Annotated in this window: 25 protein-coding genes; 13 read left to right on the forward strand and 12 right to left on the reverse strand. The window is 69.2% G+C overall.

Annotation, left to right across the window (positions count from 1 at the left end):
* Both rlmKL and RHOOR92_RS0114175 read right to left on the reverse strand, forming a co-directional pair.
* A partial coding sequence (gene rlmKL, locus RHOOR92_RS0114170; protein ID WP_027490554.1) for a bifunctional 23S rRNA (guanine(2069)-N(7))-methyltransferase RlmK/23S rRNA (guanine(2445)-N(2))-methyltransferase RlmL occupies positions 1-1,239 on the reverse strand: 1,239 nt, incomplete at its 3' end.
* Positions 1,236-1,763: an alpha/beta hydrolase gene (locus tag RHOOR92_RS0114175; RefSeq protein ID WP_007507799.1), complete on the reverse strand. Its 528-nt coding sequence runs from the start codon at positions 1,761-1,763 to the stop codon at positions 1,236-1,238. The genes rlmKL and RHOOR92_RS0114175, both read right to left, overlap by 4 nt.
* A gap of 90 nt (positions 1,764-1,853) precedes the next feature.
* Between RHOOR92_RS0114175 and RHOOR92_RS0114180 the strand changes: the two genes are divergently transcribed.
* The 8 genes from RHOOR92_RS0114180 (at position 1,854) to RHOOR92_RS0114215 (ending at position 7,829) form a co-directional block, all read left to right on the forward strand.
* Positions 1,854-2,408 carry an N-acetylmuramoyl-L-alanine amidase gene (locus RHOOR92_RS0114180; protein WP_027490555.1) on the forward strand — a complete coding sequence of 185 codons (555 nt, stop codon included), beginning with the start codon at positions 1,854-1,856 and terminating at the stop codon, positions 2,406-2,408.
* A gap of 30 nt (positions 2,409-2,438) precedes the next feature.
* Positions 2,439-3,275 (forward strand): AraC family transcriptional regulator, encoded by an 837-nt coding sequence (locus RHOOR92_RS0114185; RefSeq protein WP_027490556.1) that lies wholly within the window; start codon positions 2,439-2,441, stop codon positions 3,273-3,275.
* Between the two features lie 236 nt (positions 3,276-3,511).
* Positions 3,512-3,649 (forward strand): hypothetical protein, encoded by a 138-nt coding sequence (locus RHOOR92_RS19875; RefSeq protein WP_007507792.1) that lies wholly within the window; start codon positions 3,512-3,514, stop codon positions 3,647-3,649.
* Between the two features lie 44 nt (positions 3,650-3,693).
* Positions 3,694-4,686, forward strand: coding sequence for an alpha/beta hydrolase (locus tag RHOOR92_RS0114195; RefSeq protein WP_015448289.1), 993 nt, complete (start codon positions 3,694-3,696; stop codon positions 4,684-4,686).
* A complete protein-coding gene (locus RHOOR92_RS0114200; protein WP_015448290.1) occupies positions 4,683-5,726 on the forward strand; it encodes a saccharopine dehydrogenase NADP-binding domain-containing protein in 1,044 nt (347 codons plus the stop codon). The genes RHOOR92_RS0114195 and RHOOR92_RS0114200 overlap by 4 nt, the downstream gene beginning before the upstream one ends.
* Positions 5,727-5,782: 56 nt before the next feature.
* On the forward strand, positions 5,783-6,649 hold the full coding sequence (locus tag RHOOR92_RS0114205; RefSeq protein WP_027484370.1) for an acyl-CoA thioesterase II: 867 nt from the start codon (positions 5,783-5,785) through the stop codon (positions 6,647-6,649).
* A gap of 35 nt (positions 6,650-6,684) precedes the next feature.
* On the forward strand, positions 6,685-7,077 hold the full coding sequence (locus RHOOR92_RS0114210) for a hypothetical protein (RefSeq protein ID WP_027490557.1): 393 nt from the start codon (positions 6,685-6,687) through the stop codon (positions 7,075-7,077).
* A gap of 44 nt (positions 7,078-7,121) precedes the next feature.
* Positions 7,122-7,829 carry an arginyltransferase gene (locus RHOOR92_RS0114215; protein WP_027484372.1) on the forward strand — a complete coding sequence of 236 codons (708 nt, stop codon included), beginning with the start codon at positions 7,122-7,124 and terminating at the stop codon, positions 7,827-7,829.
* A 66-nt stretch (positions 7,830-7,895) separates the two neighbouring features.
* Here the strand turns inward: RHOOR92_RS0114215 and RHOOR92_RS0114220 are convergent, their stop codons facing one another.
* Positions 7,896-9,416 (reverse strand): FMN-binding glutamate synthase family protein, encoded by a 1,521-nt coding sequence (locus tag RHOOR92_RS0114220; protein WP_027484373.1) that lies wholly within the window; start codon positions 9,414-9,416, stop codon positions 7,896-7,898.
* 81 nt (positions 9,417-9,497) lie between these two features.
* Positions 9,498-10,679 (reverse strand): formate-dependent phosphoribosylglycinamide formyltransferase, encoded by a 1,182-nt coding sequence (purT, locus tag RHOOR92_RS0114225; RefSeq protein ID WP_027484374.1) that lies wholly within the window; start codon positions 10,677-10,679, stop codon positions 9,498-9,500.
* 126 nt (positions 10,680-10,805) lie between these two features.
* On the opposite strand from purT, the gene RHOOR92_RS0114230 reads away from it, so the two are divergent.
* Genes RHOOR92_RS0114230 through RHOOR92_RS0114240 form a run of 3 tightly spaced genes read left to right on the forward strand, consistent with a single transcriptional unit; the run spans position 10,806 to position 12,682 of the window.
* Positions 10,806-11,681: an SPFH domain-containing protein gene (locus RHOOR92_RS0114230; RefSeq protein ID WP_027484375.1), complete on the forward strand. Its 876-nt coding sequence runs from the start codon at positions 10,806-10,808 to the stop codon at positions 11,679-11,681.
* Positions 11,682-11,690: 9 nt separating this feature from the next.
* Entirely contained in the window at positions 11,691-11,885 is a 195-nt protein-coding gene (locus tag RHOOR92_RS0114235; protein ID WP_007507770.1) for a hypothetical protein, read from the forward strand.
* A 26-nt stretch (positions 11,886-11,911) separates the two neighbouring features.
* Positions 11,912-12,682, forward strand: coding sequence for a CPBP family glutamic-type intramembrane protease (locus RHOOR92_RS0114240; RefSeq protein WP_027484376.1), 771 nt, complete (start codon positions 11,912-11,914; stop codon positions 12,680-12,682).
* On the opposite strand, the gene RHOOR92_RS0114245 is transcribed toward RHOOR92_RS0114240, so the two are convergent.
* Both RHOOR92_RS0114245 and RHOOR92_RS0114250 read right to left on the reverse strand, forming a co-directional pair.
* Positions 12,679-13,035, reverse strand: coding sequence for a hypothetical protein (locus RHOOR92_RS0114245; protein ID WP_007507765.1), 357 nt, complete (start codon positions 13,033-13,035; stop codon positions 12,679-12,681). The two genes, RHOOR92_RS0114240 and RHOOR92_RS0114245, sit on opposite strands and share 4 nt — an antisense overlap.
* 106 nt (positions 13,036-13,141) lie before the next feature.
* Positions 13,142-13,519, reverse strand: a complete 378-nt coding sequence (locus RHOOR92_RS0114250; protein ID WP_015448297.1) for a DUF423 domain-containing protein — start codon at positions 13,517-13,519, stop codon at positions 13,142-13,144.
* Positions 13,520-13,602: 83 nt separating this feature from the next.
* Between RHOOR92_RS0114250 and RHOOR92_RS0114255 the strand changes: the two genes are divergently transcribed.
* A complete protein-coding gene (locus RHOOR92_RS0114255; RefSeq protein WP_007507760.1) occupies positions 13,603-14,220 on the forward strand; it encodes an SCO family protein in 618 nt (205 codons plus the stop codon).
* A gap of 26 nt (positions 14,221-14,246) precedes the next feature.
* Positions 14,247-14,750 (forward strand): copper chaperone PCu(A)C, encoded by a 504-nt coding sequence (locus RHOOR92_RS0114260; protein ID WP_007507758.1) that lies wholly within the window; start codon positions 14,247-14,249, stop codon positions 14,748-14,750.
* A gap of 15 nt (positions 14,751-14,765) precedes the next feature.
* Here the strand turns inward: RHOOR92_RS0114260 and RHOOR92_RS0114265 are convergent, their stop codons facing one another.
* The 6 genes from RHOOR92_RS0114265 to RHOOR92_RS0114290 all read right to left on the reverse strand — a co-directional run bounded on the left by RHOOR92_RS0114265 (position 14,766) and on the right by RHOOR92_RS0114290 (position 21,793).
* Positions 14,766-15,644: a cytochrome c oxidase assembly protein gene (locus RHOOR92_RS0114265; RefSeq protein ID WP_027490558.1), complete on the reverse strand. Its 879-nt coding sequence runs from the start codon at positions 15,642-15,644 to the stop codon at positions 14,766-14,768.
* A gap of 154 nt (positions 15,645-15,798) precedes the next feature.
* Complete coding sequence (locus RHOOR92_RS0114270; protein WP_027490559.1) at positions 15,799-17,715, reverse strand: GldG family protein; 1,917 nt, start codon at positions 17,713-17,715, stop codon at positions 15,799-15,801.
* 4 nt (positions 17,716-17,719) lie between these two features.
* Positions 17,720-18,454, reverse strand: a complete 735-nt coding sequence (locus RHOOR92_RS0114275; protein ID WP_007507751.1) for an ABC transporter permease subunit — start codon at positions 18,452-18,454, stop codon at positions 17,720-17,722.
* Complete coding sequence (locus tag RHOOR92_RS0114280; RefSeq protein ID WP_007507749.1) at positions 18,451-19,395, reverse strand: ABC transporter ATP-binding protein; 945 nt, start codon at positions 19,393-19,395, stop codon at positions 18,451-18,453. Before RHOOR92_RS0114280 ends, RHOOR92_RS0114275 begins: the two co-directional genes overlap by 4 nt.
* Before the next feature lie 163 nt (positions 19,396-19,558).
* Complete coding sequence (locus tag RHOOR92_RS0114285) at positions 19,559-20,926, reverse strand: polyketide cyclase (protein WP_027490560.1); 1,368 nt, start codon at positions 20,924-20,926, stop codon at positions 19,559-19,561.
* Positions 20,927-21,151: 225 nt separating this feature from the next.
* Positions 21,152-21,793 carry a response regulator transcription factor gene (locus tag RHOOR92_RS0114290; RefSeq protein ID WP_007507744.1) on the reverse strand — a complete coding sequence of 214 codons (642 nt, stop codon included), beginning with the start codon at positions 21,791-21,793 and terminating at the stop codon, positions 21,152-21,154.
* Positions 21,794-21,868 lie beyond the last annotated feature (75 nt).

The following is a 21,868-nucleotide window of genomic DNA, read 5'->3' on the forward strand; positions in this document are numbered from 1 at the left end:
CAGGTGCCTGACGTTCTTTTCCAGCCGGTTCTTCAGCATCTGCGCGCCGGCCGACAGCGGCTTCAGCTCGCGTGGTATCTCGTCGCGCGGCTTCAGGTCGAAGGTCAGCAGCACCGTTTCCAGCGCGCCGTTGTACAGCGCGTAGCGCTTGTCCGCATGCAGCTGCATCGCGCGGCCCAGTTCCACGTCACCGGCCAGCACGGCGNCNCNCCAGCCGATGAAGTGCTGGCGCAGGGTGTCGCCCAAGGCGCGGTACAGCTTCGGCATCTCGGCACGATCGCCGAGCCGCTCGCCGTACGGCGGGTTGGTGATGACCAGGCCGTGGTCGACGCCGGGCGGCGGCACGGCGTGCACCACGTCCTGCCGATCCAGCGTGAAGAAGCCGGCCACGCCCGCCGCCTGCGCGTTGCGTTTGGCCGTCTGCACCATGCGCGGGTCGGCGTCGCTGCCGAAGAACACGCTGCGCAGGCCGCGCAGGCCGGTTTCGGCGCGCTGCTTCGCTTCGTCCAGCAGACCGCGCCACAGTGCAATGTCGTGCTGCTGCCAGCCGAGGAAACCGAAATATTCGCGGCGCAGGCCAGGGGCGACGTCGGCCGCCATCAGCGCGCCTTCGATCAGCAGCGTGCCCGAACCGCACATCGGGTCGAGCAAGGCACCGCCGGCGGCGTATACCTCCGGCCAGCGCGCGCGCAGCAGCATCGCGCACGCGAGGTTTTCCTTCAGCGGCGCCTCGCCCTGCTCCTCGCGCCAGCCGCGCCGGTGCAGCGGCGAGCCGGCCAGATCCAGCGACACGGTGGCGCGGTCGCGACGCACGCGGACGTTGATGCGGATGTCCGGCTCGTCGGTGTCGATGCCAGGACGCGAGCCGTCGCGCTGACGGAACTGGTCGACCACCGCGTCCTTGGTGCGCAGGCCGATGAACTGGCTGTGGGTCAGCTTGCTCAGCGCGGTGCCGGCGTCCACGGCGAAGGTGGCGTGTGCGGCCAGGTGCTCGCTCCAGTCGATCGTCTGCACGCCGCGATACAACGCATCGTCGTCGGCCGCGTCGAACTCGGCCAGCGGCAGCAGGATGCGGCTGGCCAGGCGCGACCACAGGCAGGCCTTGTAGGCCGTCTCCAGCGTGCCGGAAAAATGCGCGCCGGCCAGCGCCTCCCGCACGTCGGGCGCGCCGAGCGCGACCAGCTCGTCACGCAGCAGGTATTCCATGCCCTTCGGGCAGGTAGCGAAATAGTGGCTCATGCGGCAACGGCCAGCTGGTCGAGCAGGTGGCGGAACTGTGCGTCGATCATGGCCATGCTGGAACCCAGCCGATGGTCGTCATCCAGCACCAGCAACGGCAGCCGGCGCTTCGCGGCGAACGCGTGCACGCCCGCCAGCGGGCAGACCTCGTCGCGCCAGCCGTGGATCAGCAGCGTGGGCACCTCCGGGCGCAAGTCGAACTTGCGCGCATAACCGGGAATCTCGCTGGGCGTGGCCAGCAACAGCAGGCCGGCCACCGGCACGTCCAGCGAGACCAGGCCGGAGACGAACGCGCCCATGCTGGAACCGACCAGCAACGGCGGCGCCTCCAGCGCCTCGATGGTGGCGCGCAGGCGGGCAACCCGCGGCGCCACCGAGCCTGCGTGACCGCGTGCATCGTCGGTGCGGTAATCCGGCCGCTGCGTACGCCAGCCCAGCGATTCGGCCAGCGCGGCCAGCGCGCTGACCTTGGTGGCCTGCGGACTGGAGTCCGAGCCGTGCGAAAGAATGATCTGGCCGCGCATGGCGCGTCTCCGTGAGACTGCTGGAAGCAAGGCGCGCATGGTAACAGGCGGCGTTTCCGCGGGCCCTTGCCGCATGCGAAACTGCGGCGCATGAGCCTGAGCATCCACGAGCAGCCGCTGCCTTATGTCGACCTCCTGCCCGAACGCCCGGCCGACGCGGTCGAGCTGGTGGTGATCCATTGCACCGAACTGCCGGACCTGGCCATGGCGCGCGAGTACGGCGAACGCGTGCTGCACGCCAGCGGCACCGGCAACAGCGGCCATTACTACGTCGACCGCGATGGCGCGGTGTATCGCTACGTGCCCGGCACCCGCGTGGCCAACCACGTGCGCGGGCACAACCCGAACTCGATCGGCATCGAGCTGGTCAACCGGGGCCGTTATCCGCACTGGTGGGATTCGCGCCATCAGCAGATGGATGAGCCCTATCCCGACGCACAGATCGCCGCGCTGAGCGCCCTGCTGGCGCAGTTGCGCGCGGCGTTCCCCACGCTGCGCCAGATCGCCGGGCATGAGGACCTGGACACCGACCTGATGCCGGCCAGCGACGATCCCGCGCGGCAGGTCCGTCGCAAGCTGGACCCCGGCGTGTGCTTCCCGTGGGACGTCGTCGTGCCGGCCTGCGGCCTGCAACGACTGCGTTAGACTCCGGCCCTGCCTCCCCCGGCCTGCGCCATGTCGGAGTTCACTGTCCAGCCGCTGCTGCAAACGCAGCTCGTCGCGGCGCACGACGTGCACTGCCGTGGCGCCTGCCGTCATCGCAGCACGGAGGAATGCGCGGTCGCCACTCACCTGGTCTTTCCGTACCGCGGCCTGTTCCTGCGCCACGTGGGCAGCACGCAGTCGGTGGCCGATGCCAACCACGTGCTGCTGTTCAACGCCGACCAGGGCTATCAGGTGAGCCATCCGGCGGCGGGTGGCGATGCCTGTTTGTCGCTGTCGATCGCGCAACCGCTGCTGCGCGAGCTGGCGCCGGCCGGACTGCTGCAGGATCGCCACAAACCCGTGTTCCGCGGCCAATCGCTGCGCATCGACGAGCGCACCCAGGTACTGGTGGCCTTGCTGCGGCACAGCCTGCACCACGGCAGCATCGAGCCGCTGGAAGCCGAGAGCCTGGCGCTGACCCTGGTCTGTCGCAGCCTCGGCCCGCGCACCGCCCACGCGCCCGGCGCCAGCCATGCGCGGCAGCGGCTGGTGGACCGGGCCAAGCTGCTGCTGGCCAGCGACCTCACCCGGCGCTGGACGCTGGCGGAGATCGCGGCGGACATCGGCGGCTCGCCGGTCTACCTCACCCAGGCCTTCCAGCAGGTCGAAGGCATGCCGTTGTATCGCTATCACCTGCGCCTGCGCCTGGCCCATGCGCTGGATCGGATCGCCGATTGCGCGGACGTCGCCGCGCTGGCGCAGGATCTGGGCTTCTCCAGCCACAGCCATTTCAGCGCAGCATTCCGCCGGGCCTACGGCCACACGCCCACGGCGTTCCGCCAGGCCGCGCTGGCACAGAAGCTGTAAAGAAAACCACATCCTGTGGTTTTCTTTTATCGCGAGTCCGGTACATGCCCGGACTCGCTCACGCGAATCAGGCACTGGCGTGCCCGATCCGCAGCCGGCCATCCATGGCCGGCCTGAGAGGTTGATAGTCTCAACCTCTCAGGTCGTCGTGAATCGCTAAAGATCCTGACAGCCGCCGGCGGCGGCCGGTGGTCTCCTGTGCCTGCCCGATCGCGGGCATCACCCGGAGACCCAGCATGAACGAAACCACCTGCGCCGCCTGCGACTATCCGCTCGACGGCAACGCCATCAAGGTCACCATCGGCGGCCGCACCGTCGAGGTCTGCTGCGAGGAATGCGCACAGAAGCTGCGCGAGGCGGCAGCGAAGTCGTGAGCGACCAAGCTTCCTCGCTTGCCGCTCGACGGGCGGCGCCGGGCATGCCCCGGCGCCGCTTCCTCGCCCTGTCCGCCGGCACGCTGGCCGGTGTGTGCGTGGGTAGCCTCGCCGGCTGTGTTCGCTGGCCGCGCACCGGCGCCGTGTCGGCACCGATGGACGCGGCGGGCTTCCACGCCGCGCGCCGCCATACCCGCACCATGTTCGGTCGCATCGCCTACGTCGAGCGCGGCAGCGGGCCGGCGGCGCTGTTCCTGCACGGCTTCCCGCTCAACGGCTTCCAGTGGCGCGGTGCGCTCGACCGGCTGGCAGCGTACCGGCGCTGCATCGCGCCCGACTTTCTCGGCATGGGCTACACCGAGGTCGCCGATGGGCAATCCTGCGCACCCGAGGCGCAGGTCGCCATGCTGGTCGCCCTGCTCGACACCCTTCAGGTCGAGCGCGCCGACGTGGTCGCCAACGACAGCGGTGGCGCCGTGGCGCAGCTGCTGGTCGCACGCCGCCCCGACCGCGTGCGCAGCCTGCTGCTGACCAATGGCGACACCGAGGAGAACTGCCCGCCGCCGGCGCTCCTTCCGGTGATCGACTTGGCGCAGCAGGGCCGCTTCGTCGACGAATGGCTGGGCACATGGCGCGACAACCACGCCCTCGCGCGTTCGACTGACGGCATCGGCGGCATGTGCTACACCGATCCCGCGCACCCCACCGACGAAGCCATCGAAACCTATTTCACGCCGTTGCTGGCCTCACGGCGCAGCCGCGACTTCGCGCACGCTTATGCCATCGCGCTGGAGCGCAACGCGCTGGCCGGCATCGGCCCCTCGCTCGCGCGATCGCGTGTGCCGGTGCGCATCGTCTGGGGCAGCGCCGATACGATCTTTTCCGCCGCCAACCCGGGCTTCCTCGACCGCGCCTTCGGCCGCTCGCTCGGCGTGCGCCGGCTCGCAGGCAGCAAGCTGTTCTGGCCGGAGGAGCGCCCCGACGTGATCGCCGACGAAGCACGGCGGCTGTGGGCCGCGCAGGGGGACCAGGCATGACGGCGCATTCCTCCCACCGCATCGCGGTGTATGGCGCCTACGGCCATACCGGCCGCTTCGTCGTGGCCGAACTGCGCCGCCGTGGCTTCGTGCCGGTGGCCTGCGGCCGCGACGCGGCCAGGCTGCATGACCTGGCCACGGTCGCCGGCGTCGAGGTCCGCGTCGCCTCCACCGATGACCCCGCTGCGCTGGATGCCGCCTTCGCCGGCACCGCCGCCGTGCTGCATTGCGCCGGACCTTTTCTCGACACCGCCGCGCCGGTGCTGGACGCGGCGCTGCGCGCACGCATCCACTATCTCGACGTGGCGGCGGAACAGCATGCCGTGACCGACACCCTGGCGCGCGATGCCGAGGCGAAAGCCGCGGGCGTGACGGTGGTGCCGGCGATGGCTTTCTACGGCGGCCTCGCCGATCTGCTGGCCAGCGCCGCGCTCGACGGCGCCACCGACGCGGACACGGTGGACATCGCCGTCGCGCTCGACGGCTGGCATCCGACGCGCGGCACCCGCCTCACCGGCGAGCGCAACCATTACCCGCGCACGTACGTCGAGCAGGGCCGCACCTGCACCGTGCCCGACCCCGCGCCCGTGCGCGAGACCGACTTCCCGGCACCGTTCGGGCGGCTGGAAACGGTGCTGCTGCCGCTGTCCGAGGCCATCGTGGTGCCGCACCACATCGCCTGCCGCAACCTGCACTCGTGGATGAACCTGGCACCGCTGCGCGACTTGCGCGATCCGGCCACGCCAGCGCCGCTCGCCGCCGACGCCAGCGGCCGCTCCGCACAGCGTTTCGTCGTCGACGTGCATGTGCGGCGCGGCAACCGCGCGTGCCGCGCGATCGCCCGCGGACGCGACATCTACGCCGTCACCGCGCCACTGCTGGTCGAGGCGCTGCAACGCATCCTCGACGGCCGTGCCCGCAGGCACGGTGCGCTCGCCGCGGGCCAGGCGTTCGACGCGCGCGACTTCCTGGCCGCGCTCGCACCCACGGCGCTCGCGGTCACGTTCGAGGCTGCCCCGGGGCTGGCCGTCGCCCGCTGAGTGCGGATTCGGGCGACCGCCACCGCTATACTGGCGAACCCCCGCAAGGACCCGCCATGAGCGAAGACCACGTCGCCGAACTCGTCGAACTGCTGCAGCTGGAACGGTTGGAGGACAACCTGTTCCGCGGCCAGAGCCGCGACATCGGCACCCGTTTCGTGTTCGGCGGCCAGGTACTGGGGCAGGCGCTGGCGGCGGCGCAGCAAACGGTCGACCCGTCGCGCGAGGCGCATTCGCTGCACGCCTATTTCCTGCGCGCCGGCGACATCGAGGCGCCGATCGTGTACAGCGTGGAGCGCACCCGCGACGGCGGCACGTTTTCCTCGCGGCGGGTGGTGGCGATCCAGCACGGTCAGCCGATCCTGAACGGATCGATCTCGTTCCAGGCGCCCGAGCCCGGCGTGGAGCACCAGACCAGCATGCCGGAAGTGCCGGCGCCGGAAGACATCGAGCCGCTGCACCCGCTGCCCGCCGGCGAGCTGGCGCGGCTGCCGGTGAAGCTGCAGCGCTGGCTCGGCATCGACGGCCCGTTCGAGTTCCGCCAGGTGTGGCCGCGCGACGAACTGCACCCGGTCAAGCGCCCGCCGATCCAGCACATCTGGTTCCGGCTGACTTCGCCGATCGACGACTCGGCGATCCTGCACCGCGCGCTGCTGGCCTACGCCTCCGATTTCCACCTAATCGGCACCGCCACCCTGCCGCACGGCATCTCGTACATGACCCACAACGTGCAGATGGCCAGCCTCGACCACGCGCTGTGGTTCCACCGCCCGTTCCGCGTCGACGAGTGGCTGCTGTACTCGTTCGACAGCCCCACCGCGCAAGGTGGGCGCGGTCTGGCGCGCGGGCAGATCTTCAGCCGCGACGGCCGCCTGGTCGCCTCCTCCGCGCAGGAAGGGCTGATCCGCGTGCGCGGCGACTGAGCACCGACGCCGGGCCGTTCGCGTAAACTCCCCGCATGCGCCAGATCTATACCTCGCCCCGCCAGGAAAACATCGATACCGTGGTCGCCCTGATGGCCGAACACGGCATCGAGGCGACCGTGGCCAACCGCTCCAACTACAACCGCCCGAGCTGGCAGCGCTTCAGCTACGCGCAGCGGCAGAACGACCGCAGCAGCTGGGCGCAGGTGTGGATCACCCGCGCCGACGACTACACCCGGGCGCGCAAACTGCTGCTCGACCTGGGTATCGAGCCGGTGATCCGCTACGGCGAGGAACTGGCCGCCGCGCGCAACCCCACCCCGGCCGACCGGCGTGCGCGCACGGTGGTTCGCGTGCGTCGCATCGTGCTGCTGGCGGTGCTGGCGGTGCTCGCCGTGGCGATGCTGCGCTTCCTGCGCGTGGCCTGAGCTGGCAAGGTGCACCGCCGCCGTGGGCGGCATAGAATCGCGAGATGCGCCGTTCCGACCAAGTCCGCCTGTTCCAGACGCTGCCCCACGCATGCGGCTACTACGCCGACCGCACGGCGCAGAACCTGGTGCTGGATCCGGCCGCGCCAAACCTCGACAAGCTGTACGGGCCGGCGCTCGAACGCGGCTTCCGCCGCGCCGGCGGCCACCTGTATTTCCCGCACTGCGCGCAATGCCACGCCTGCACGCCGTGCCGCATCGACGTGGCGAACTTCCGGCCCGACCGCGCCCAGCGCCGCTGCCTGAAACGCAACGCCGATCTCGTGGTCAGCGAGTCGATCCCCGGCTACAACCGCGAGCGCCACGCGCTGTACGAACGCTACCTGCAGAGCCGCCACGCCGGCGGCGGCATGGACGACGCGGAGGCCAGCGATTTCCGCCGCTTCCTCACCGCGCCATGGAGCCCCACGCTGTTCATGGAACTGCGCCTGGGCGAGCGCCTGCTCGCGGTAGCGGTCACCGACGTCTGCCCCAACGGCGCCTCGGCCGTGTACACCTTCTACGACCCCGACGAGACCGCACGCAGCCTCGGCACCTGCGCCATCCTGCAACAGGTCGCGCTGTGCCGCCGCCACAGCCTGTCGTGGCTGTACCTGGGCTTCTGGATCGACGGCCACCCGAAGATGGATTACAAGCGGCGCTTCAAGCCGCTGCAGATCCGCACCGCCGAAGGCTGGCAGGCGATGCCGTAGGCGGCCGCTCGTTGGAGCCGGGAGCCGGGATTCGCAAAAGCAAGAGCATCGCTCGCGAGCGGGCTCCTACGGGTGCTCGCTCGGTGGGACAGCTTGCGGGTAGGGAAACAGCTTCTCCAACGGGATCGACAAGCCGTCGTCGCCGACCACGCGGCAGTGGCTGCGGTTGAGCTGGCGCGGTTCGCTGACCCCGCAGCTGTGCGCGATGATGCCGACCTCGTGCATCAGGTTCTTCGCGTAGTGGTACACCCGCTCGCTCTTGTCGCTGACCACCAGGCCGCGCTGCAGTTTCGGGTTCTGCGTGGTGATGCCGGTGGGACAGGTGTTGCGGTTGCACTGCAATGACTGGATGCAGCCCAGCGCCAGCATGAAGCCGCGCGCGGAGTTGACGAAATCCGCGCCGATCGACAGCGCCCACGCCACGTCGTAGGCGGTGATGCACTTGCCCGAGCAGACCACCTTGATGCGCTGGCGCAGGCCCTTGACGATCAGCATGTCGAGCAGCGCCGGCAGCGCCTCGTGCAGTGGCAGGCCGACGCCTTCCATCAGGGTCTGCGGCGCCGCGCCGGTACCGCCCTCGGAACCGTCGACGATGATGAAGTCCGGCGCGCTCTCGATGCCGCGCCGGTACACTTCATCGCACAGCTCGCCGATCCACTCGACGCCGCCAAGCACCGCCTTGAAGCCGACCGGTTTGCCGGTGAGCTCGCGAATGTGCCCGATGCTGTCCATCAGCTGCGACACGTTGCCGATGTCGAGGTGGCGGTTCGGGCTCTGCGAATCCTCGCCGACCGGGATGCCGCGGATCGCGGCGATCTCGGCGGTGACCTTGGCGCCGGGCAGCAGGCCGCCCATGCCGGGCTTGGCGCCCTGGCCGAGCTTGATGCTGACCATCTTCACCTGCGGGTGTGCGCAGATCGCCAGCAGCTTGTCGTCGTCGAGCCTGCCCTCGGGCGTGCGCACGCCGTACTTGGCGGTGCCGATCTCGAAGACGATGTCGCAGCCGCCTTCCAGGTGGTACGGCGCCAGCCCGCCTTCGCCGGTATCCATCCAGATGCCCGCCTTGGCCGCGCCGCGCGACAGCGCGCGCACCGCCGGTGCCGACAAGGCGCCGAAGCTCATCGCCGAGATGTTGAAGAACGCCGCGTGGCTGTACGGCTCGCGCGCGTACGGGCCGATCGTCACCGGCACCGGCTCGACGTGGTCCATGCCCAGGTCCGGGAACGGCGCGTTGACGAAGAACGGTACGCCCTCCGCGCGCAGGTCGCGGCTGGAACCGAACGCATTGGTGTTGTCGACGTTCTTCGCGGCGCGGTAGACCCAGGTGCGCTGCGCGCGGTTGAACGGCATCTCCTCGCGATCGCTGGAATACAGGTACTGGCGGAAGAACTCGCCCAGGTGCAGGAACCAGTAGCGGAAGTGGCCGACCACCGGAAAGTTGCGCAGCACCGCATTGCCGGTCTGGTTGCGGTCGACCACCCAGGTCACCGCCAGCACCACCACCGCCAGGGCCAGCAACAGCAGGGCGAACGTCGTGACCAGTTCGACCAGCACAACCAGCCAGTGCGCAAAGCCGGTGGATTCCATCCTGCCTCTCCTTCGGTCAATCGAATGCCGGTGACGGCCACCGCCGTCACCGCCAAGCCTAGCGCATCAGGTCGTGCGCGCTCACAGCTCCACGCGCAGGTGGCCCGCCGCGCGCACCGCCTTGCCCACTGCCGCTTCCAGCGTGCCGGCGCGCGCCAGCGTCACCGCCATGCGCCGGCGCCCCTTCACCTCGGGCTTACCGAAGATGCGCAGTTGCGTGTCCGGCTCGGCCAGCGCCGCGGCTACGCCATGGTAGCGCGGCCCCGCGCCGTCGCCTTCGACCAGCACCGCGCACGAGGCCGACGGCCCGTACTGGTGGATCACTGGGATCGGCAGGCCGAGGATCGCCCGCGCGTGCAGCGCGAACTCGGAGAGCTCCTGCGAGATCAGCGTGACCAGGCCGGTGTCGTGCGGCCGCGGGCTGACCTCGGAGAAGATCACCGTATCGCCCTTGACGAAGAACTCCACGCCGAACACGCCCCAGCCGCCCAGCGCACCGGTGACCGCGGCGGCCTGCCGCTGCGCCTCCGCCAATGCGGCATCGCTCATCGGCTGCGGCTGCCACGATTCGCGGTAGTCGCCCTCCTCCTGGCGATGGCCGATCGGCGCGCAGAAGCTCACGCCATCGACGTGCCGCACGGTGAGCATGGTGATCTCGTAGTCGAAGTCGACGAAGCCCTCGACGATCACCCGCCCCCTGCCGGCGCGCCCGCCGGACTGCGCGTAATCCCACGCGTGCTGCAATCCGCCGGCGCCGCGCACCACGCTCTGGCCCTTGCCGGACGAACTCATCACCGGCTTGACCACGAACGGGTAGCCGATCGCAGCCACCGCCTCGCGGTACTGTGTTTCGTCGTCGCAGAAGCGATACGGCGACGTCGGCAATTTCAGTTCCTCGGCGGCCAGCATGCGGATGCCTTCGCGGTCCATGGTCAGCCACGCCGCGCGGGCAGTCGGGATCACCCGCTGCCCTTCCTTTTCCAGCGCGATCAGGGTCGGCGTGTGGATCGCCTCGATCTCCGGCACCACCAGGTCGGGCTTTTCCAGTTCGATCACCGCACGCAACGCCTTGCCGTCGAGCATGTCGACGACGTGGCTGCGATGGGCGATCTGCATGGCCGGCGCATTCGCATAGCGATCCACCGCGATCACCTCCACCGCGTAGCGCTGCAGTTCGATCGCCACCTCCTTGCCCAGCTCACCGGCCCCGAGCAGCAGGACGCGCAGAGCGTGGTCGGAATGGGGTGTGCCAAAGGGCTTCATCGGGTTCTCCGGGGCGGCAAACCCGCATTGTAAGCGGCCATCCGGCATCGCCCGCGCCGGCAGGGCAGCCTCCTTGTATTAGATATCATTTTGATATCTAATCATCACACCTCAGGGAGACCACTCATGAACGAACGCAATGGCTTTTCCGTCGCCGGCATTCCCTTCGTCGGCTTCTGCCTGATCCTGGCCGGCATCGGCGGGTGGATGGTGGTCGGTGCCATCCACGGCCAACCGGATGCGCCGCCGCTCACGCTGCTGCTGGGCGGCGCACTGCTGCTGGCCCTCGACGCCTTCCTGCTCAAGGGCTTCTTCCAGGTCGCCCCGAACGAAGGCCAGGTGCTGCAGCTGTTCGGCAAGTATGCCGGCACGGTGCGCCACGAGGGCCTGCGCTGGACCAACCCGTTCTACAGCCGCCGGCGCATCTCGCTGCGCGTGCGCAACTTCGAGAGCGGCAAGCTGAAGGTCAACGACAACGACGGCAACCCGATCGAGATCGGCGCCGTGGTGGTATGGCAGGTGCTGGATACGGCCGAAGCGGTGTTCTGCGTGGACGATTACGAGAACTACGTGCACATCCAGAGCGAATCGGCGCTGCGGCAGATGGCGCAGAGCTATCCGTACGACGCCCACGACGACGGCAAGCCGTCGCTGCGCAGCCACGGCGACGTGATCAACTCGCACTTGCGCGACGAAATCCAGACCCGCCTCGGCAAGGCCGGCGTGCAGGTGGTCGAGGCGCGCATCAGCCACCTCGCCTATGCCCAGGAAATCGCCCAGGCGATGCTGCAGCGGCAGCAGGCCGGCGCGATCATCGCCGCCCGCACCAAGATCGTCGAGGGCGCGGTGAGCATGGTCGAGATGGCGCTGGACCAGCTCAGCCAGCGCGGCGTGGTGAACCTGGACGAGGAGCGCAAGGCCGCGATGGTCAGCAACCTGCTGGTGGTGCTGTGCGGCGAGCGCGGCACCCAGCCGGTGCTGAATACCGGCACGTTGTACTGACACGTCACGATGGCCGGCGAGAAGAAAGCCTACCCACTGCGCATCAGCGCCACCGTGCTGGACGCGATGCAGCGCTGGTCGGACGACGAGTTGCGCAGCGTCAACGCGCAGATCGAATACGTGCTGCGCGAGGCGCTGCGCAAGGCTGGCCGGCTGAAAGCCGGCCCGGCCAGACCGGCAGCCGACGACAACGACACGGATTGAACGGCTCAACCAAGGAGTCCGCACGCATGCCTGTCCAGCCGCCCACCCTTCCGGTCAGCGGCCCGAACCTGAAACTCGCCGCGCTGTTCGGCATCGCTGGCGCGCTGGCCACGCTGGCGCTGATGCCGTACGCGATGGCGCTGACGCCGCAGAAATTCACCGCACTGCCGTTGCCCTTGCCGGCCATCGTGCTGGCCGCAGCGGCGCAGACCGGCGTGCTGTGCTGGCTGCTGGGCTGGCTTGGCCTGTACCTGGGTGCGCCGTACGGCCTCGATGCGCCCTGGCTGCGCGCCTGGGTGCACCGGCGGCCACGCGATCCGGCACGACGCCCACGCTGGTGGCTGGCCGTCCTGCTCGGCGGTCTGGCGGGGTTGCTGGTGGTCGGCTTGTCGGCGCTCGGCCCGAAGCATGCGGAGAACATCATTCAGGCGTGGCGCGGCGCGCTGGTTTCGTTCTACGGCGGCATCGTGGAGGAAGTGCTGTGCCGGCTGCTGCTGGTCAGCGCGCTGGTGTGGCTGCTGGCACGCTGCAACCGGCGCGTGGCGCGGCCGTGGATGTTCGTGCTGGCGATCGTGCTGGCCGCGCTGCTGTTTGGCGCCGGTCATCTGCCCGCCGCACATGCCGCCGGCCTGCTCGGTACCCCGCTGCTCGTTGCGCGCATCGTGCTGTTGAATGCCGTCGTCGCCGTCGTGTTCGGCGGCCTGTTCTGGAAGTACGGGCTGGAGCACGCGATGCTGGCGCACTTCTGCGCCGATCTGGTGCTGCACGTGGCGCTGCCGCTGGCCGGCGGTTTCTAGCGGCCGCCCACGGCCACCGCCCGCAGCTCCGGCAACTTCAGCAGGTGCACCTTCGGGTGCTGTCGGCCCGTCACGAACAACCACGACCCCTGCTGTGCGATCGACTGCACGTCCGGCAAGCCGTCGTCCGCGCCGAGCCGCTCCAGCGGACGGCCGTCGGTGGCGTCGTAGACCACCAGCTCGCGGGTCGCCGGGTCGACCACCAGCAGCCAGTCGTGATCCGCGTCCTGCCAGTGCACGAGTGGCTGGATCGAAGGCTGTTCCGCCGCACGATCGGCTGCCGGCCAGCACCACCACAGCAGGCATGCCGACAACAGCGCGAGCAGCAGGATGACCGGCAGGCTGCGCGGCATGCGGCCGGGTGACCACGCCGCAAGCGATCGATGGTGAAGGGCGAGCTGCGCGTTCATGCCGGCACCATCGCAACCGGCCATGACCACGGGATGACACCCGCAAGAACTATTCGTTACGCGTGCGCAACGCCCACCCGAGCGCGAGCCAGCCGGCAGCGAAGGCGAGCCCGCCGAACGGCGTGATGATCCCGACCCAGCGCGGCGCCCCCAGCGCCAATGCGTACAGGCTGCCGCTGAACAGCACGATGCCGACGACGAACGCCGCCACCGCGACGCGCCCGCTGCGGCCGCGCCCCAGCCCGGCCGCCACGGCCAGCGCCAGCGCATGCCATGCGTGGTAGGTCACCGCCGTATGCCACAACTCGGCGCCACGGGCGTCGAGCACGCCGCGCAGCGCATGCGCGCCGAACGCGCCAAGCAGCACCGCGCTGGCGCCGGCGATGCCGATCAGCACGGCGATACGGGTACTGGCAGGTTGTCGCATCGTGCGTGTCTTCCCTGGGCTGGCAAATCCGGCCATGCGGTCGGTGTCGTATGCTTGAACGGATGAAGACCCAGGATTCTCGCATGAAGCCCCGCCACTGGCTGCGCCCCGCCCTGCCGCTCCTGCTGCTTGCCACCGGCCTGCTGCTGGGCGGCTGCCACCGCGGCGAACCGCTGCCGTTCCGGCTGACCAACATCAGCGGGCACATGCCCGACCTCGACTTCAAGCTCACCGACGACAGCGGCAAGGCGGTCACCGGCGCCGACTACCGCGGCAAGGTAGCGGTGCTGTACTTCGGTTACACCCATTGCCCCGACGTCTGCCCGCTGACCCTGGCGCAGCTGCACGTGGTGATGCAGCGGCTGGGGCCGCTGGCCGACGGCGCGCGGATCCTGTTCGTCAGCGTCGACCCGGCGCGCGACACGCCGGCGATCATGCACGGCTACGTCAGCGCGTTCGACAAGCGGGCGGTGGGCCTGGTCGGCGATGCGCGCAGCGTAGAGGCGCTGAGCAAGCGCTACCGCTCCGCCTTCACCCGCGAGCCCAGTTCCGCCGACGGCGCCTACGAAGTCAGCCACAGCTCGGCGATCTACATCTTCGACCGCGACGGTCGCGCCCGCGTGTTGGCTACGCCGTCCGCCTCGCAGGACGACCTGGTGCACGACCTGCACCTGCTGCTCGACACCGGAGCCACCCCATGAAGTCATCCCGCATGAAGTCATCCCATATGAAGTTAGCCACCCTGCTGCTGGCCGGCCTGCTGCTGGCCGGCGGCGCCCACGCCACCGACGCCGACCACATCCGCGCCAGCCACGCCTGGATCCGCGTGCTGCCCGGCGCGCTGCCGGCCGGCGCCTATGTCACGCTGGAAAACGATGGCGAGAAGCCGGTCGCGCTGCGCGGCGCCGGCAGCACGGTGTACGCCGAGGTGATGCTGCACCAGAGTTCGCGCGCGGGCGGCATGAGCCGCATGGCGATGGTCGACGCGCTGGACGTGCCCGCGCACGGCAAGGCGGAACTGGCGCCGGGCGGCTACCACCTGATGCTGATGCAGCCGAACGCGCCGGTGAAACCCGGCGACACCGTCACCCTGACCCTGCAGTTCGGCGACGGCAGCACGCTGGCCACCGACTTCATCGCACGCCCGGCGAATGCGCTGGACGCCGGCGATGAGCACACCGACCACGCGATGCCGGCGATGGACCACGGCGCGATGCCGCACGGCCACTGAACCGCGAGGAAGGCTTCAGTCCGGCACGCGCGCCTCGACCGCGGCCGCACGCGCGGCGGGCCGACGCAGCGGCTTGCGCGGCAAGCGGCCGTGGCGCGACAGCCGCAGCCACATGCGCAGCGCCATCAGGCCGCCGATCGACTCCACCAGCGCCGACGGCACCCAGATGATCACGCCGCCGATCAGCTGCCCGGTGAGCACGTTGAAGGTGAACGCGCGGCCGCAGATCTCGAAGATCGGGTACAGGTCGGTCTTGGAGAAGGTGACGATCGCGCCGGCCACGATCTGCGGCGTCATGGTGATCGCCGGCGACAGCACGCGCAGTCCGGCGGTCATCCGCCCCGGCGGATGCGGCCGGTGGTCGAGTACCAGCGACCAGTAGGCGAAGCCGCTGACCAGCATGCTCCAGTTCATGAAGCGGTAGATGCGCCAGTCCAGCATCGCCAGCGTCTGCATGGACGGGATCAGCCAGATCAGGATGAAGGCGATGAACAGCAGCGTCGCCACGGTGGGGTTCAGCAGCACGCCGCCGAGCAGCCGCCACGGCCACGAACGCTGCAGCGGCCGCAGCAGACGCCGCCGCCAGGCCAGCGGCAGGCCGGCGCGCAGCACCGTGGCCGGGTAGGCGGTGACGATCAGCAGCGGCGCGATGTGGTGCAGCAGCAACTGCTGGATGCGGTGCATGAAGAACTCATGCTCGGCGTAGTAATCCAGGTAGGTGTGCAGCGACAGGTAGATGATCGCCATGCCGCACCAGAACGCCAGCCGGCGGCCGAAGCTCACCGGCAGCCGACGGCTGCCGCGCAGGTACAGCACGGCGGCCGTCACGAAGCACGCGAGCAGCACCCACGAGAACTCCCACGGCACGATCCATTTCAGCAAGGTTGCGGTCACTGCAGCGGCACTTCGGTCTGCGCCGGCAACGGCCGGCGACCGCCCAGCATAATGCCGCACGCCGGCGGAGTCAGCCGCAGCGGCGCCGCGGGCTTGCGGCAGTTCGCCGCCCTGGAGCCTGCGGACGCCCTGCTCCGTGGCTTCGTGCAGATTCTCAACGCCGCCGGCGGCTGTAGCGGGTACGCCGCCAGCCATACAGCAGGCCGAGCAAGACCACCAGCGCCGGCACCAGCACGATGTTGATGAACTTCAGGCGCAGGCCGAGCGCGTCGATCTCGGCGTTGAGCTGGTGCTGCACGTCGCGCAGTTCCTTGTTGATCGCCAGCTGGCGCTGGCGGAACTGCTCGATCTCGCGGCGCTGCTCGGCGCTGGCGGCGCTGCCGTGGCTGCCCTTGGCCGGCTGCAGCTCGTCCAGCCGGCGACGGGTATCGGCCAGCTCCTGCTCCAGCTCGTGTTCCTTCTGCAGGAACTTCTGGTCGGCCACGTTGCGCAGCGCCTGCACCCGCGTGAACGGCCGTTGCGAGGTGGAGCGGCCGCGGATCGACAGCAGCGCCGAGGAACCGCTGAGGTTGTCCACCAGGTTGGTGACGAAATCCCCGTTGTTGGCGAACACCCGCATCATGGTCTGGCCCAGGATGGTCTGCGGCTCCACCCACAGCCGGTCGCTGAGCAGGTCGGTGTCGGCGACCAGGATCACCTCGGCATCCGGCGCCGAGCGGGCCCGGTGGCCGGCCACGCCGGCCCGCTCGGGAAACGCGCTGTCGAAGGTGCCGCGCAGGCGCGCGGCGAGCACGTAGTGCGCATTGTCCGGCCGGTAGTCCTGCAGCAGCGCGGTGGGGTCGCTGGTTGCATCCAGCACCCGCTGGGTCGGCACCACCTCGGCCTCGGCACTGCTCTGCAGCAGCGGCACCAGCCGCGTGCGTGCATCGGCGGCCAGGTCGAAGTAACCGGTGGTGGACACGTTGATCCGCTGCAGGCTGGCGGTGACCACGTCGTTGCGGTTCAGCTCCTGCGCGCCCAGGTCGAGCATCGCCGGGTGGTTGAGGCTGCTGCCGGCCAGTTCGATCTGCAGCGCGCGGGCCCGGTCCAGCACCACCTTGTGCGGGTCGTAGCTCACGCCCCAGGCCTTGAACAGCCGCGGCAGGTCCGAACCGTGGTCGGGGAAGGTGATGCTGTCGGGTCCGTACGGCGAGGCGTCGAGTTCCGCGTCGGGGTCGACGAACACCACCAGGTGGCCACCGCGCAGCACGTACTGGTCGATCGCATACTGCGCATCGACCGGCAGCCGCTTGGGGTGGATCAGCAGCAGCACCCTGATGCCGTCGTCGACCTTCTGCAGCGTCGACGCATCCAGCGGCTTCACGTCGAACAGCTGGCCGAGCTGCTGCAGCACCGCCCACGGCTGCTCGCCGAGCACCGGATTGCCCTGCACGGGCAGCGAACTGATCACCCCGATCGGCGGCTTGCTGGCCTGGTTCAACTCGTACAGCAGCTTGGCGATGTCGTATTCCAGAAAGGCCTCGCGGGCCGGGTCGAAGAACGCGATCGCCAGCGTCTTCTCCGGCACGCGATCGTCCGCGCCTTCGCTCTCCGGGCCGCCGGAAAGGGTGCTGCCGGCCAGGCCGAAGAACACCCGCTCGCCGTTGCTGCCGCCGTTTGCCGCGGTCAGGCCGTTGCCTTCGGCACTGGCCTCGTCGTCCGAGTACGGCACCGGGTCGATGATCTGCAGGCGGATGCGGCCATGCGAGCGCGCCACCATCTCCTGCAGCATCTCGCGCACGCGCTGTTCGTAGCTGCGCAGCTGCGGCAGATCGCGGGTGGCATGCTCGGAGAAGTACAAGGTCAGCCGCAGCGGGCGCTGCAGCGTATCGACGATGTGCAACGTGCCCGGGGTCAGCGTGTACAACTTGTCGGTGGTGAGGTCGATCCGCGAGGCGTGCAACCCGCGGCTGCTGGCCACGATCAGCGGCACGAACAGCAGCACCAGCAGTACCAGCGCGGCATACAGCGCGCCGCGCCGGGTCGGTTGCAGCGGGGTGGTGAACAGGTGATGCAGGCGTGAGCGGGGCATCGCGTCAGCGCGTCCGTTTCAGGTCGAGCAGCAGCACGCCGGCGACCAGCCAGCCGATCGTGCTGAGCAGGAAATACACCAGGTCGCGGATGTCCAGCACGCCGCGCGCGATCGCCTCGAAATGCCGCAGCATGGACAGGTGCGCCACCGCATTGATCAGCTTGCGCGGCAGCGTGCCCGAGAAGAAATCCAGCACCTGCGGCTGGCCGGCCAGGATCAGCAGCACGCACACCAGTGCGGTGAGGATGAATGCCACCACCTGGCTGCGGGTCAGCGCGGACAGGCAGGCGCCGATCGCGATGAAGCTGCCGGCCATCAGCCAGCTGCCCAGGTAGCCGGCCAGGATCACGCCATTGTCCGGCGAGCCCAGGTAGTTGACGGTGATCCAGATCGGGAAGGTCAGCACCAGTGCCAGCCCGATGAACAGCCACGCCGCGAAGAACTTCCCCAGCATCGCCTGCCACAGCGTCAGCGGCAGGGTCAGCAGCAGCTCCAGCGTGCCGCCCTTGGCCTCCTCCGCCCACATGCGCATGGTGATCGCCGGCACCAGGATCAGGTACAACCACGGGTGCATCGTGAAGAACGGCTGCAGGTCGGCCTGGCCGCGCTCGTAGAAATCGCCGGCGTAGAAGGTGAGGATGCCGGCCAGCACCAGGAAGATCACCAGGAACACGTACGCCACCGGCGTCACGAAATAGCTGCGCAGTTCGCGCCGCAGCACGGCGTTGACCGGGTTCACGCGCGGCCTCCGACGCCATCGCCGTCACCCGTGGTGATCTGGCGGAACACCTCGTCCAGCCGGCCGCGCTCGAGCTGGATCTCCGACACCTCCAGCCCCTGCTCGCGCAGCAGCGTCTCGACCGGCTCCAGGATCCGCGCGCCCGGCTTCGGGAACACCGTGATGCGGCCGTCCAGCGGGTCCACCTCGATCGCCGCCACCTGCGGCAGGCGGCCCAGCATCTCCTGCGACATGCCGCTGCCCGGCGCGCTGAACGACACCGCGCCGTGGTAGCGCGAACGCGCCTCCAGCTCGGCCGGCGTGGCATCGGCCAGCAGCTTGCCGCGCGCGATGATCACCACCCGGTTGCACAGCGCATGCACCTCCTCCAGCAGGTGGGTGGAGACCAGGATGGTGCGGTCGCGCGCCATCGCGTCGATCAGCTGGCGCACCGCGTGCTTCTGGTTCGGATCGAGGCCGTCGGTGGGCTCGTCCAGCATCAGCACCGGCGGGTCGTGCAGGATCGCCTGGGCCAGTCCGACGCGCCGGCGCAGGCCCTTCGACAGTGTGTCGATGCACAGGCCCAGGACTTCCTCCAGTTGCAGCTGCTGCACCACCGCGTCGAACCGCCGGTAAGCGGCCTCGGCCTTGAGCCCGCGCATGCGCACGATGAACTGCAGGAACTCGCGCACGGTCATCTCGCCGTAGCTCGGAGCACCCTCGGGCAGGTAGCCAAGCGCGCGCTTGGCCTGCAGCGGCTCGCGGACGACGTCATGGCCGCACACCCGCGCGGTACCCGAGCTGGGCACCAGAAACCCGGCGATCATGCGCATCGCGGTGGACTTGCCGGCGCCATTGGGGCCAAGCAGGCCGAGCACCTGGCCCGGCTCGACACGGATGCTCAGCGCATCCACTGCGGTCAGGTTGCCATAGCGTCGGGTGAGCTGGTCGGTCTCGATCATGTCCGGTGGAAGGCTGTGGCGGCATACCGCGCCGGGCGCGGGCGAACCCGCCGACCATCGCCGCGGATCACCCCGCAATGTACCGCAAGACACCGACCGGCGGCCCGAAAAGAAAAGGCCCCTCCGAGCGGAGGGGCCTTTCGAGGCGCTGCGGCGATCCGGCTTACTTACCGGCGCTGGCCGCTGCGGCCGGCGCGGCAGCGCTGCCGGCCGGTGCCGGGGCGGAGCCGGACGCGGCCGGCGCCGCTTCGTCGAGCGTCGGCGGCTGCAGGCCGGCTTCCTGCTCCGGAGTCTGCTCCGGCGCGCTGCTGATCGGCAGGAACACGTTGTACTTCGCGTAGGTGGTGATGTTGCCGCCGGCATCCTTCACTTCCGGCGTGGCGATCACGTCGTAGGCGCGGTTGATCACGTCGTCATACTTGTAGCCGTGGGTCTGCGCATAGGCCTTGAGCATGTCGCGGGTCTGCGGCACGCCGGCGAAAGTGCCGTTCCACACGCCCTTCAGCGCTGCACCGCCGAAGGCCAGCATGGCGCGCACGTTGCCGTCCACCACCAGGCGGCCGTAACGGTCGCGGCTGCCGGCGGCAACGCTGGCATCCGCGGCGGCGGCGGCACTGCTGGCCTCGGCCGGCGCACCGGAGGCGTCGAGCGACGGCGGAGTCGCCGCAGTCAGCTGCTCGCTCTGGCCGTTGATGGTCAGCGTGCTGGAGTCGATCGGGAATGCCACGTCGAAGCTGTAGGTCTGGTCGCCGTAGTTGGTGGTGATCAGGATGCGCGAGCCGGTGACGTTCACGCCGAGCTTCTTGGCGGCTGCCTGGACCTCGGTGTTGGCCTTGGCGATGGCGTCTTCCACCGCCTCCATGCCGTCCTTGCGCTGGATCGAGGTGGACACCAGCAGCACCGGGGTCGGCTGGGTCTGTTCGATGTGCGGAATCAGCTGGCTGTAGTCGATGTTCGGCACGCCGGCCAGCACGTTCTGCAGGTTGTTCAGGCTGAACTGGATAAACGAATCGGGATCGCCATGGATGTACAGGTTGGCGAAGCGGTTGATCAGGTTCCAGCCGTAGGAGACGTCATACGACCAGGTGACCTGGGTCAGCTGCCCGCGGCTGCCCTGGCGTTCCAGATCCAGCGTGAAATGCTTGTCCAGGCCGCGCCAACTGTTGTCCAGGTTCCAGACGATGCTGGCGGTCTTGGTGTTGCTGTCGATCTTGTCGAACTCGGGCGTGGCGCTGGCGATGGTCAGGCCGCCGTTGCCGACCTTCGGGTCGGTGCTGGTCCAGCTGACCTCGGCACCCGGGCCGTACGCCTTGCCGGAGAAGTTGAACTGGATGTTCGGGTCGAACGAGCGCAGCACCGAGTAGTCGGGCAGCCGGCGGTAGTTGTCGAGCACGTCGTAGACCTGCCGCATGTCCTTGCCGATGACCAGTTGGCGTTCCACGTGGCCACTGCCGGGCATGATCACGGCCGCCAGGACACCGATGACCGCCACGATGACCAGGGCAGCAAGAAATTCAAAGACACGCATCATTCCAGAGTTCTCCGAAGCGTCTTTACGCCATACCTAGATAGTGTTGTCCCAGCCGTCCGCGCGGGCCCGCCCGAGGGTTCATCCCGAGGGCCATGGCAGGGGGTCGGCAAACGCCGAAGCAACGGATGTTACTTGCTCACGGGCCGGAACGCTATCGCCGGCATCGCCCGTTCCGGAAGGCCAAAAGCGGGCTGCAGCGGGGCCACCGGCGCCGCCAGGAGTGCTTCAGACGATGCCCATTTCCAGCGCCTTCAGCACCGCGCGGGTGCGGTCGCGCACGCCAAGTTTGGACAGGATATTGGAAACGTGGTTCTTCACGGTGCCCTCGGCCACCTTCAGCGAGTTGGCGATTTCCTTGTTGCTGTAGCCGCCGGACAGCAGCCGCAGGATCTCGGTCTCGCGCTCGGTCAGCGGGTCGGGCTGCTCCAGGCTGGTGAAGCTGTTCTGCATCCGCGCCACCCCGGCCATCAGCCGCTGGGTGACCATCGGCGCCACCAGCGAGCCGCCGCCGGCCACGGTGCGCACCGCCTCGACCAGTTGCTCCAGCGAGACGTCCTTCAGCAGGTAGCCGCGCGCGCCGGCCTTGAGGCCCTGCAGCACCAGCTGGTCGTCGTCGAAGGTGGTCAGGATGATGGTCGGCGGCAGCTCGTTGCGGGCGGACAGCGCCTGCAGCACTTCCAGCCCGCTCATGTTCGGCATGCGCAGGTCCAGCAGCACCACGTCCGGCTTGACCCGCGGGATGTCCTGCACGGCCTGGGCGCCGTCGGCACACTCGGCCACCACGCGGATGTCCTCAGCCAGGTCCAGCAGCGAGCGGACTCCCTGGCGCACCAGATTCTGGTCGTCGACGAGACAAACGGAAATCATCGCGGATCCTCGGGCAGACACGGCTTAAGGGTAAGTGATGTTGACAGCCGGCGGGCCGGGCCACTGCCGACACCG

Origin of the sequence: Rhodanobacter sp. OR92 (genome assembly GCF_000427545.1) — a bacterium.
GTDB classification, from domain to species: Bacteria; Pseudomonadota; Gammaproteobacteria; order Xanthomonadales; family Rhodanobacteraceae; genus Rhodanobacter; species Rhodanobacter denitrificans.